The sequence below is a fragment of the Bacillus sp. BML-BC051 genome, from assembly GCF_019656175.1.
Taxonomy (GTDB): Bacteria; Bacillota; Bacilli; order Bacillales; family Bacillaceae_G; genus Bacillus_A; species Bacillus_A mobilis.
On the sequence record NZ_BPLI01000011.1, the window covers coordinates 58,638 to 70,917 of the forward strand.

The window sequence follows — 12,280 nt, forward strand, 5'->3', positions numbered from 1 at the left end:
ATAAAGCTATAAATTCAAACGTCATCCACCATTTGGATTAGAAACTTGAAGTCTTAACCAGGGAGCAGTAAGATATGCTATGGACCTTCAAATGTATATGTAATATCTACTGTCCCATCTTGATGAATTATAATTTTTTGAATAAGCGTCCGAAACACATGGTATAAATCATGTTCTTGCTGCTGCAACTGCTCAAAAGCTTCTTTTATCGTTTTAATATCTGTTTGTATAACATCATTCTGTTGCAAGATAAACAACTCATGACTCGACTTTATTATTTCTATTTCAAGATCATTTCGTTTTTTTTCAAATTCTTCTTTATCAATAAGCTTTTCCAAATATAAATCCAGTAACGATTTTTTCTTTTGTTCGTTTGTATTCATGAGTTGTTGCAGTTTTTTTATTTTTTTCTCCCTCCCTCCTTCTACATTACTTTGAAGCTTTAAAGTAATTGATTCTCCCTTTTTCACTAACAAATCAATAATGAATTGACGAAAATCACGGTATTGGATTGGTACATGATTCACACACCCATGTTTTCCCGATCTTCTATATTGTGAACACTTTAAATACTTCCACTCTGTTCGCTCCCCGTTTTTCTTTTTCAAATGAGATTGTACAATTACCATATTCGATCCGCAAACAGCACACCTTGCTAATTCACGAAATTCATTCCATGGAGTAATTTTTGTTTTTCGCAATGTAATATTCTTCTGATTGGCTTGTTCCCATGTTTCCTCATCTACAATCGCTGGATGGTGATTAGGAAAAACAAACCACTTTTCCTTCGGATTTCGAATTTGCTTTTTCTTACCACCGACTTTGACTGAAGTATATTGATTTAAAATAAAGGTTCCTTTATAGATTGAATTTCGAAGGATTCGTTGCACAGACGTCATCTGCCATTTTTTTTTGGTTTTCGACTTTATACCTAATCGATTTAATTCATTTGTAATCTTTTTATATCCCCAACCAGTGGTATACCAACTATATATCTTTCGAACAACTTCTGATTCTTCATCATGAATGGCTAATTTCTGATTTTCGCGATTATATCCAAATGGAATCTTTCCAATATGCTCCCCCCTTCTCACCTTAACCGCCAAAGCCGCTGTAATACTAGAGGACAGGGTTCTACTATATTGGGCCGAAAATAAAGACCACAACTCAAATGCCATATCATTTTTTCCCGCTTTTACAGAATCATAGCCTTCTTCCACAGAAATAATTCGGACATTATGAGCCAGAAATACTTCACGAATTTCTAATGAGTCCTTCAAGTCCCTCGCTAAACGAGAAATTGATTTAAAAACAACCATATCAATTTCTTTTGCTTTCGCCTTTCGCAATAACAATTGAATAGCAGGACGATCTACAAATAAAGTGCCACTGATTCCTTCATCTTTGAAAACATTTTTTTCATCCCATTTAAATCCATTCCGTTCTAACCAGTTTCGGCAAATGTCAATTTGGTTTTCGACAGATGACACCTGTTCATCTCGGTCTGTTGATACACGCACATAAACCGCATAAGAATTCAAAAATCTTCACCTACTCCTGTTCTCAGCACTAAGAATTCTTTATTTCCAAATACTCTTACTAAGTTATATGACACAAAATCCACATTTATCAGCCATCTATATTAAATCCATCTCCTTAATTAATTTTCCAATTGTAATTTCCCCTTATTATATATTGATATTTCACTTTTATTCATTTATATAAATTCTTTTCATAAAAATGAACAAAAAAAAAAAAAACGAACTTTTAAAAAGTTCGTTTTTATCGATGTTTTCGCTTAGATGATGTTTCATATCTAATCCTTGTAGCTTCTGACATTAAATAATCATCATTAAGTACTTTCAAAAAGCGAGTAGCATTTCCCCTATTAATACCTATCCTTTGATTTTCTGTATCAATATCAATGCCTAATTCGTAATGTTGAATAGTCGCTGATACCTCTTCAAATCCCATATTCTGAAATGCACCGTTTCTCATGATACATGCTAACTTTCTCTTTTTTGCCCCATCTAAATCAACAAACTCCTGTAGAGCATCCATATCAACAAAATCCAGATCTTGGGTTAGCTGTTGTAAGGCGTTAGTTGCTGCTGCTTCGTACTTCTCCTCATAATCAAATATTCTTTCGAAATTATTAGGCTGAAATATTAAAATTTCACCATTCAAATATAAACTATCTATCTTGTCATCAATTTGAAATACAGGTTCTTCAGCTTTAGAAAATGTACCATCCCTAAATATTATTGCATCCTTCCAATTTCTTTTTAAAACCTTATTACGACTGTATTTCCTAAAGAATATAATATTATGTTGATTGTAACTCACCTTCACTGCATAGGCCCATATACTCTGAATAAAGTCATCATTTAATTCTATTAAATCTAAAGCCCCTTCATTCAATATTGGTGTAACAATATTTTGAGAATTAGCCACTTCTTGTGTATTTATAAACTGTAAATTTTGTCCTGTAATATCATCTATATCGTAGTACTGAACTTCAGGTTCTTTTTCAAGGCTTTTTCTCATAAATTGCAAAAACAAATCTATAAATGAATCAGATATATCCTCATTTATTTCTGGTTGATAAACGTCAAAAACTCTTTCATTATTAATTTTAGTTCTTGTAACCATAAATAAATGTGCACATTTATCTGGTGCTGTATCAACTTGTTCAATTAATTGTTGCAAATCATTAAGTGTTGCCATTTCGTCTCTCCCCTAAGTAAACTGTGTTTTCAATTTTATAAGCTTGTATAGGCATATTAGGCATAATCGTATCTTTTGTAATTAAAATGAAGGAATTATTAATTTCATATATGTTATATCCAAACAAAATCAAAATGGGATTTACATAAAACATATTAGCATTTATATATATAATCGATAAAATAACAAGCAGTAAAGTAAATGCTATTAAATCACTTATTGTATTCGTTTTAAAAGAGAAAAACGGAATTAAATAAGTAGCTATGTAGTTTAATACATCGTTATTCTTATGACTTATAATATTAATTACTCTGTTATGAGGCGTACGCTTTTTACATCTAAAAAATAATAGCATCAACATTAAATTTGGAATAACGAACAATATACACATCGCTATAGCAATATACTTACTTTGAAACAAGATATCAATATTGAAATTTTCTTTATTAACCTTCTCAAAATTAATATTCTGAATAAAAATAATAAAAAATAATGGAGAAAACGAGCTGAAAAATAAAGTAAGTTTCACCCAACCTCTCATTTTTATTCTCCTCGCATATTTATTTTTGATAAAAATTCCATAAAAACCATTATTCAGATTATAACATGTGCATTTCTTATCGAAAACAATTTCATTTCAACCCAGAAAAATTTATGATGAATTATCATGTTTTTTCAAGATGTTTAGAGCTACTATAGTTCTTTTATATTACTTCTATTGTAAGCTCTCCAACAATTGGTTTTGGAAGGTTTTCAGCATACATTGTGTATTCCCAATTAAACACTTTTCCACAAGCCTTTGGACCAAACGACACCCGTAATTCTTCACCAAACGCTTCAGTGTTTTGTTGATGTTTAATCGTACCGACCTCTGTTTCAATAACGTAATAACGTTCTTCTTTTTCCACATTTGGATAATACATGCCACTTGCTATTACCACATTAGATAAAGATTCCTGCCATGCTTGAATTCCATAAACAGGCTTTTTATGGATGCAGTCCATCACAACAACCCCATCTTCATTTGGAATTTTTATTTGAATAGATACATCTTCTAGATATTTATCACCATCATTTCGAAGGATCAGATTAAATTTATTTGAAATCTCTTCACCAATATAATACAAGTCCTCTTCAATATACGTCTCCTTTACATTTTTCAGATTTTCCTTTAGAGTATCCGTACTTCTTTGCTCATAAGGTTGGGGTTGCAAGGAACCTAATATTGAGCTATCAAAATAAACGTTATGAAACTCCCCTTCCAGTTCCCTCCTATTTAATTCTGCTTCAATCCTTTCCTTAATTTTATCAGAAGGAAATTTAACTTCTTTGTTTCCATCTATGATTATTTTTTTCTCTAGATCACCATTAAAGCCCACTGAAATTTTCCCATTAAAATAATAATTTGAGCGAGATGCTAGTAACTCATCTAAATCTCGTCTTGTTAATCGATCTTGCTGACTTCCTCTTCTAATGTAACAATCTCCTTTTTTTAAACCCTGAAAATCTTTTTTCATCATATAGGGAGGATTGTTACAAGGGCCAATCTCAAATACACCTAATAAGTTCCCATCTACTTTAATAGGAGAATATGAAATCTCAATAGAGGGTTCGATGTTTTCTCGAATAACTTGCTCATAAGTTGCTTGGTCTATAAAACTTTCTCTAGGGATAGAATGAAATTCTTTCTCTCCATCCGTCTTATCTTTGACACCAACAACAATATATTTTGTACCGTCAATTGGTGCATTTGCCATTGACATAATATCTTTAATAAAATCTTTATTTTTTTCTTTTTGATATTGTTCTCTTTTAAAATCTAATCTTGTACCTTCACGTTCATATTTTACTAACCATTCAATATTCTCCAAACCATTTTCTCCTTTGTATTGAATTCTCTCTGTTACATGTATAATCTTTCCATTAAATAACTAAACAACATTATAAACTATAAAAAAAACTACATATAGTATTTTTCTTATTTTTAAAACACTCTATAAAACAAAATTGAAGATTAAATTCTAGAGTGACTTCTCATTTCTTAAATCGTTTCCGCCTCTTTAAAATCCCATATTATTGAAGAACGTTGTATAGCCGATTAGTTATATTGGTTCAATATTTGATTTAATTTTTCTTTTGTACATCCAATTAAACCAACAGGCTTTTTATAGTTGCTTCTTTACTATATGTGATAAAGTAGTCAGAAAAAAGTAAATATCACGTTTCGAAATACTACCTCGTAAAAATCCTGTACCGTCCTCTCTTTTATGTAACCCCACATTTAACCATGCGATCAGTTGATATTTTTCAACTCCTTTTTTGTTAACTTAACATACAAATGCGTCTTTATATTTTTACTCACGTTATATTACAGCTTTGATATCACAAAAGTTAAATAACAAACGCTATATTACTTATATAAAAAAACATAAACCTCAAAATACTATCTATTTTTTTACTACCTTGTTAATTTTACGAAAAATTTTCTACTAACCTTTGAAAACGGATCAATTTACACTTCACCTTAGCACCGAATGATAAAAAGCACATTCACCCTTTCACCGATAGTTACAAAATCTAAATATTCTTTATTTAATAACAAAAGGACAAACCTTATGTACCATAAGGTTTGTCCCACTTTTTTTGAAAAAACACTCGGTGAAGGAGTAGGAGTGGGATACCATTCCTACTCCTTCACCGATACAAATTTCCCCTTAAACTATCCACTTCATCTTTCTACCGAGAATAACATTCTTTGAAACTGACAAAATTCTAAAACTTCCCTCTTTATTGAACAGAATATATGTCACTTGCAAACCTTGATTGTACACGTCCTTCTAAATCCTCAGCTGGATTGTACTTTCTTTGATATGTAGGTGAACAATTTGATTTAAAAATCATTAAATCAATCGGAAAACCAACTGGATTTACTCCATAATCTGATGAATAATTGCTTGTCCAACCTACAATATCTCTCATTACAAATTGAGCCCACAAATCCAATTCGATATTATTCGAGGGACTTATGGAATCCTTAAGGCGCGCTTTGGCAATCTGATAAAACCTATCCTCCTCGAATCCATCTGTAACAATCTGATTAGCACTGTAATCTTTGATTTCAAAAGATCCTAATGTGTCATCCCACTTTAGTTGCCGTATAAAACCACTACCACTTTCATGACCAAAAATAATTAAATTCAAGTCAATTTGTTTAATATTTGATAGTAACCCACTATATATCTGGACTGCAAGTTTCGTTACTTCTTCTTTTTTTGTATTCGGACCAACTTCGGTCTGAAGCTTTAATCTCGCTTCATCACTCGGTGTCCCACAACTAGCGAACCCCATTGATTCATTAAGCTTAAAAATCTTACTTACTTCAACACACGCCCAATATTCTTCTGTCCCAGGTTGTTTTAAAATCCGTTGAGTATCAGCTACTAAAAAAGCTCCATCTTTTAAGCAATATCCTACTAACGCGGTCATAAAAAACATTCCTCCTACCTTTTTTATCATATCAACAATAACAAATATTTCGAATAATTAAAACGAAAAGGATTTCTACATACTTATTAGAACAAATGAAATAGGGAGGTGAAAACACTCTATGTTTGATACAGAAGAATTTTATTTGAAGGAAGTCGAAAAAAATAAGCATTTAATGCATTATGAAAAATTATTAATAGTATTATCAAAAAGCGGATACTCCAAAGCCAAATTCAAATTAGGTCAAGCAAGGCAAGAATTAGTTATTTCTATTACTTTAGAATATTTAGGTTCAGGTTTATCTTTTATAGATTTGATTAACGAAGCAAATTTAGGATTGATGCGCGGAATTGAGGAAATAAATAAACTTTCTGACAATGATGAATTAGATGAACATCTGAAACCTTTTATCCATTTATCCCTTCAAAAAGCACTTTCTCATTTGAAGAAGCAATAATTACTTATCTAACCCTAACCAGGATTATGATTTTACTGGAGATGTAAAAAAGAAGACCACTCTCTCATACTAAAGAAAGCGGTCTTCTTACCTTTATCTATTTATTGATAGTTCTCTGCCAAACGATTTTCATTAATATTTCAAAATAAAGTATTTCATTCCTATCCTAAACTGATTTTCAGTATATATGCTGTATTCATATCTTTATCAATCGTAATTTTATCAACTATATGTACCAAAAAATGACGAATTCTTTTTATATCTAATTTTAAACTAGAAAATTCTAATGCAAGCTCTTTTAATACATTTTGTTGTAAAACCTTCCGATTAAAGCTCACTTCTTGTATATGTTCTATTTCCAATTGCTTTTGCTTAATTATCTCTTCTGACTCCTTGATCTCGTGTAACAAGTGAATACGATAATCCAGCATTACATCCAATAAAGGATCGATGTCAGGATTATCTTCGGATAGCCTTTTCTTCTGATTATATAAAGCATCTATTTCGCGCTCAGATTCTTTAACCAAAACCAGACATTTTTCTATTTGTTTTGTTAGACGCTTCGTTTCTTTTTGAGTGTTTCTCATCTGATCATCTACATTTTTCTCTATTTCAACAATCAGTCCTGTGTATGATTTAGAAATCACTTTATCTTTAATTTCTGCAACAATGCTATTGAAAATTGAATCATGAAGTTCACCCATTATATGCGACATTTTACAGGATTTATTTGGACAGATATATTTCTTGTGCCCATACTTCTTTCCATTTTTTCCTTTTGTCTCTTGATTTTTTGGCATAAGAGGCAAATCACAACTTTTACAATGGATTAAATCTCGAAGAATATATTCTGTTTTTAATTTTTTAGGAGGAATTTCTCCATTACGCTTTTGTTCAAACAAACGAATCGTTGTTAACCATTCTGCCTTAGACATGATTGGTGGAATTTCTTCACACCGTTCCATTTCCCACTTCGAAAAATCTTCAACACTATTTCCAGCTCCAGGCTTGATACGCTTATTAGTAACATATCCTGCATAATATGGATTTGTCAAAATACGTTTCACTGCTTCTTTCTTCCAATGCTGACAGTTTGTCTTTTCTTTTTGTTCATTTAACATATTTGCAATAGCAGAAAATCCATCCCCTTTGTGATACATCTCATATATTTTTAATACAACATCCTTTTCATCCTCTACAATTGAAAGTTCTTTTGTTTTTTCATCTTCTTTATATCCGTATGGAATGGGCCCTCCCATCCTCTTCCCATCCGCAGTTCTTTGTTTATATGCATCTCTTGTACGGTGACTAATTCGTTCTACTTCATACCGTGTTGCACCATCCCGAATTAACTGTGTAATCGAATCCCGTTCTGTATATATTTCCGAAGTACTCGTTAATATAACATCCGTATTCTTTTGCTTCATAATCAATCGTATTTGCATGTGTTCCAATTCTGAACGTGCAAGACGATCGTCCGCATATACAATAACAAAATCGTACTTCCCCTGTTCAACACCTTCTATAAGCTTCATCATTTGTGGGCGTTGCGTTATCTTCTTCTTAAATGCCGATTCACCAGGGTCTATATATTCCTGAACAATTTCACATTCGTAATTTTCAATAAACTTATATACATGATGACGTTGCATATCAATAGTCTGTTTATCCGATGAAACCCTCGCATAAAAAGCTCCTTTTTTCCCTTTCCCTAATACTTCACGAATTGTTTTCACATGTATACACCTCTTGATAGTTTAAAAATGGATTCTTAAAAATAATTTCATAACCATGTTTGTCTATCATTACCGTAAAAATTAAATCTCGAAATAACTCAATACTCTTATAATCTGGTAATGAATCTAACACTACTTCCTTATGAATGTCATCCTTTAAATCTTTTAATTGATCAGGAATCTTTTTTAATACATGTAACTTCGCTTCCAATTCCTCCTTCATTTGCTTGTACTCTTGTACTTTTCTATGTGAATCAAGCATTTGATTCTGCAATAGTATATTTTCCTTTTCCTTCAACCAATTTTGCACTTTTTTGTGTACATTCTTGTTCATTCTATTTAAACGCTGTGTATATTCCTGTGATTTTTGTTTCGCCTTTTGGACATTCTCCTTGTAATATCGTTCAAATAAACGATCCATCTCTTTTTCTTGCAAGGTAAGAAAAAACTGTTTCATCTTATCGAATGTTTGCTCTTCTATATAATCTTTATCAATGTACAACGCGTGTTCATTACACTGATACCCCATTAACAAAATACCTTTTCTCTTTTTACGAACTCCTTCTAATGGCTTCTTACAATATGAACATTGCAGGAGTCCTTCCATACGATACAGAATATCTTCCTCAGATGGATCTTCTTCTTTATTTCTAGGACCAAGTTTATTTAAAACTCGATTTAACTTTTCTTGTACAGCATCCCATTCTTGTGGTTCAATGATCATAATTTCATCTAACTGCTGTTCTTGCTCTACACCTTTTAATCGAACACAATATGTACCCATATAAAATGGATTTTCTAATGTCCGTCTAATATCTTGCGTTTCCCAAAGGCTTCCTTTTCGTTTTTTAAAACCTTCTGCATCCAACTTGTGTTTAATTTGTTTCAAAGATGTACACGCATCATCTAAAAATTCATTAAAGATAAACTTGATAATATTCACTTCATTTTCTATCATTTCAATCTCTTTTGTTTTTTTATTATTTTTGAAACCATACGGGAGGCTACTCACCGCTCTCCCTGCATCAAACTTACTCTGACGCATAGCATCAAAACGTTTGTTGATTTGTTCACCTTCATGCTGAGCAAATCCCGCCATAATCAACTCAAGATATCGATTCATGGGTGTATATTCCATTGCAGGTTCGCCAACTGTTGTAAAGTGAACCTTAATTTCCTTTTCCTGCAATAGTTCATAAATTCCCATGTACTCAATTACATTCCTAGCTAAACGATCTCGTTTATACAAAATTAAATTTTCAATTTCATCGTTACGAATTGCTTCTAATAACTTACATAAACCTGGTCGTTCATACATCTTTTTGGTCCGAGCCGATACATATGGATCTTCAAACTCATAATCCAATTTAAAGTAACGTTCTTTACAATATGCTCTCGCAAAATATCGTTGCATTGTAACAGAATGTTCCTGCTTTTTAGAAGAACTACGATAGTACGAAACCGTTTTTTTCAAAGTAACCAGTCCTTCCATCTTTTGGTGCTTATAATGTATGCGTGTCCACCTGATTTTTAGAATCATTTTGTTTCATTATTTCTACACACATTTCTGCGTATAATTGAAACCATTTCTCTGCTGCATTAGGATCATGAATATACGATATAGCACGAAGTTGAATTTGTTTTTGTTTAGCCACTTGGTTCATCTCCTTACCGAAATAAATAAAATGGGGGAATTACATTGATTACACAATTAGGGCAAACCATTCGAAACTTACGAAAACAAAAAAATATTACTCTAAACGATTTTGCGGATAAACTTGATATTTCCGCAGGCTACCTTAGCAATTTAGAAACAGGAAAAACAGATACTATCTCACTTCAATTGCTTGTAAAACTCAACGAAGAATTTAATTTATTCCCTTCACTTAATCAAACCACTTCTCCCTATCACGAATTACATTTCCGCTTAGATCGTATGTGCCAATTGTTAAAATCACTGCATGATACTGATCCAAGACTAGCAGATTATTTCGTTTCTCATGTTGAAGAAGGGTTAGAGTTATACAAAAGAAATAAATTACACAATGGTTAATATTGTCAAACAATCTTCATTTTATTCATTTAAATAAATAAGTTTCATTTAAATGAATAAAATCAAATAGAAAAAGAGAACCTGTCAATTAAACAGGTTCTCTTTTTTGTGCCTATCCAAGGAGGGTCTTTATGCATTGGAAACAACTTGATATCCCATTTGAAAATCATCCGCACTGCGCGAACATGCTGTACCTAGCAAAACATGTAAACATCCATCCTTTACTCGGTTATCATTTGTTTGTTCATGGTATTCAAACCGAAGAACAATTATGGTCGTTCTTATATCCTGATCCTTCACAATTCCACAATCCTTTTCTACTCAATGATATGAAGCGAGCAGTCGATCGTATTTTAAAGGCTATTCAGCAAAAAGAAAGCATTTATATTTTTGGTGACTACGATTGCGACGGAATTACTTCTTCAACGATTTTAAAACAAGCACTAGAAAAGCTCGGTGCCCATGTAATGACAAGGCTACCTTTACGAGAAGAAGGGTATGGATTATCACCACTTGCTGTGAATTCTCTTCCCGAAAATATAAGTTTATTAATCACCGTTGACAACGGCTCCAGTGCACATCCAGCCATAAAGCTCGCAAAAGAAAAAGGAATCGATGTGATTGTGACAGATCACCATGAAGTATTAGGAGAACATCCAGCTTGTTTCGCATTTATAAATCCTAAAAGAAAAGATAATACATATCCGTACCCGCACTTATGCGGAGCTGGTGTTGCTTTAAAATTAATACAAGCTCTTTTTCTAACATTAAAACAAGACTGGGTAAAAGAAACATGGAATTATATTGAGTATGCAACAATAGGAACAATTGCCGATGTCATGCCACTGACTGGAGAAAATAGAGCCATTTGTTGGTTTGGTCTCTATAAAATGCGAAACTGTCCAAATAAACTTTTACAATTATTTCGTGAGCAACTACAACTCAAATATATTGATAGCACTACTATTGGTTTTCTCATTGGACCCATGCTGAACTCCTGCGGACGGATATCTGACCCTAACATCGGTGCAGCTATCCTCCAAAAAGCAGAACCAACAGCAGAAGATGTTAAACTGCTTATAAATTTAAATAACAAGCGCAAGCAATTAACTACTGAGCAGTTCAAATTAGCATCTGAAATCATTGCACAACAATCATTAGAAAAAGATTCATTACTCGTTGTACAAGGAGATTTTCACAAAGGTATTATTGGCATACTAGCTTCTAAAATCTCTAGCCATTATAAAAGGCCCACAATTGTACTTACCCAAGATGGAATAGGCTCTGCAAGAAGCGGAAATGGCAGTAAGTTTTCAATTATACAAGCTATTCAATCTTGCAGTGAACTATTGAAAAAATTCGGAGGACATGCTGCTGCGGCTGGATTATCTATTGCTCCAGAAGAATCACACATCCAACAGTTTAGAGAGTGCATGCAAGAAGCAGCACAACAACAAAATACGTCCCAGCCAACTTCATATTTTATAAGTGAATTCCCAATCTATAACTTTCCGAATCATTTATTTGATGATTTGATGGCACTTGAGCCCTATGGAAACGGACATCCAAAACCTTCTTTTCGAAGCAAAAACATATTTGCATGTGGACACTCCTGCTTTGGGAAAAATAAAGAACATGTTGAATTCTTTTTTTCAAAAAAGCGAGCCTATGCTTATTCGCATGGTCACTTATTTCAAAACTGGAATCGATATAATCGGATGGATGTTTTATATACACCCCATTCTTACGAAAAACAAGATTTTCTTATCAATGATCTTCAATTAATTCAATAAAAATAACGAAGGTACACTACTTTTTCAA

The 12,280-nt window shown here is 32.5% G+C and carries 11 protein-coding genes; 3 read left to right on the forward strand and 8 right to left on the reverse strand.

Annotated elements, in window-relative coordinates; translation table 11 throughout:
* Positions 1 to 77: 77 nt before the first annotated feature.
* The 5 genes from K5S59_RS04510 to K5S59_RS04530 all read right to left on the reverse strand — a co-directional run bounded on the left by K5S59_RS04510 (position 78) and on the right by K5S59_RS04530 (position 6,213).
* Positions 78 to 1,541 (reverse strand): recombinase family protein, encoded by a 1,464-nt coding sequence (locus K5S59_RS04510; RefSeq protein WP_088028274.1) that lies wholly within the window; start codon positions 1,539 to 1,541, stop codon positions 78 to 80.
* Positions 1,542 to 1,782: 241 nt separating this feature from the next.
* Positions 1,783 to 2,727, reverse strand: coding sequence for a Kiwa anti-phage protein KwaB-like domain-containing protein (locus K5S59_RS04515; protein WP_088028276.1), 945 nt, complete (start codon positions 2,725 to 2,727; stop codon positions 1,783 to 1,785).
* On the reverse strand, positions 2,714 to 3,268 hold the full coding sequence (kwaA, locus tag K5S59_RS04520; RefSeq protein ID WP_088028278.1) for an anti-phage protein KwaA: 555 nt from the start codon (positions 3,266 to 3,268) through the stop codon (positions 2,714 to 2,716). The genes K5S59_RS04515 and kwaA overlap by 14 nt, the downstream gene beginning before the upstream one ends.
* A 163-nt stretch (positions 3,269 to 3,431) precedes the next feature.
* Complete coding sequence (locus tag K5S59_RS04525) at positions 3,432 to 4,598, reverse strand: ATP-binding protein (protein WP_088028280.1); 1,167 nt, start codon at positions 4,596 to 4,598, stop codon at positions 3,432 to 3,434.
* 916 nt (positions 4,599 to 5,514) lie between these two features.
* Entirely contained in the window at positions 5,515 to 6,213 is a 699-nt protein-coding gene (locus K5S59_RS04530) for a hypothetical protein (protein ID WP_088028282.1), read from the reverse strand.
* Positions 6,214 to 6,334: 121 nt separating this feature from the next.
* On the opposite strand from K5S59_RS04530, the gene K5S59_RS04535 reads away from it, so the two are divergent.
* Positions 6,335 to 6,670 carry a sigma-70 family RNA polymerase sigma factor gene (locus tag K5S59_RS04535; protein WP_088028284.1) on the forward strand — a complete coding sequence of 112 codons (336 nt, stop codon included), beginning with the start codon at positions 6,335 to 6,337 and terminating at the stop codon, positions 6,668 to 6,670.
* 161 nt (positions 6,671 to 6,831) lie between these two features.
* Here K5S59_RS04535 and K5S59_RS04540 read toward each other — a convergent pair whose 3' ends face one another.
* From K5S59_RS04540 to K5S59_RS04550, 3 genes are read right to left on the reverse strand one after another with little or no spacing between them, the layout of a single operon-like run.
* On the reverse strand, positions 6,832 to 8,406 hold the full coding sequence (locus K5S59_RS04540; protein ID WP_088028286.1) for a recombinase family protein: 1,575 nt from the start codon (positions 8,404 to 8,406) through the stop codon (positions 6,832 to 6,834).
* Entirely contained in the window at positions 8,390 to 9,880 is a 1,491-nt protein-coding gene (locus K5S59_RS04545) for a recombinase family protein (RefSeq protein WP_236078337.1), read from the reverse strand. The genes K5S59_RS04540 and K5S59_RS04545 overlap by 17 nt, the downstream gene beginning before the upstream one ends.
* A gap of 28 nt (positions 9,881 to 9,908) precedes the next feature.
* Positions 9,909 to 10,061: a hypothetical protein gene (locus K5S59_RS04550; RefSeq protein ID WP_176374194.1), complete on the reverse strand. Its 153-nt coding sequence runs from the start codon at positions 10,059 to 10,061 to the stop codon at positions 9,909 to 9,911.
* A 44-nt stretch (positions 10,062 to 10,105) separates the two neighbouring features.
* Here K5S59_RS04550 and K5S59_RS04555 point away from each other — a divergent pair, with 44 nt between their 5' ends.
* Together K5S59_RS04555 and recJ are read left to right on the forward strand one after the other, a co-directional pair.
* Entirely contained in the window at positions 10,106 to 10,459 is a 354-nt protein-coding gene (locus K5S59_RS04555) for a helix-turn-helix domain-containing protein (RefSeq protein ID WP_088028290.1), read from the forward strand.
* Positions 10,460 to 10,590: 131 nt separating this feature from the next.
* Positions 10,591 to 12,252: a single-stranded-DNA-specific exonuclease RecJ gene (gene recJ / locus K5S59_RS04560; RefSeq protein WP_088028292.1), complete on the forward strand. Its 1,662-nt coding sequence runs from the start codon at positions 10,591 to 10,593 to the stop codon at positions 12,250 to 12,252.
* Positions 12,253 to 12,280: the final 28 nt, after the last annotated feature.

Bases quoted from the DNA above. Each gene is read 5' to 3' on its own strand.
- K5S59_RS04515 (WP_088028276.1), bottom strand. From the start codon at position 2,727: ATGGCAACACTTAATGATTTGCAACAATTAATTGAACAAGTTGATACA.
- K5S59_RS04535 (WP_088028284.1), top strand. From the start codon at position 6,335: ATGTTTGATACAGAAGAATTTTATTTGAAGGAAGTCGAAAAAAATAAG.
- kwaA (WP_088028278.1), bottom strand. From the start codon at position 3,268: ATGAGAGGTTGGGTGAAACTTACTTTATTTTTCAGCTCGTTTTCTCCA.
- recJ (WP_088028292.1), top strand. From the start codon at position 10,591: ATGCATTGGAAACAACTTGATATCCCATTTGAAAATCATCCGCACTGC.
- K5S59_RS04530 (WP_088028282.1), bottom strand. From the start codon at position 6,213: ATGACCGCGTTAGTAGGATATTGCTTAAAAGATGGAGCTTTTTTAGTA.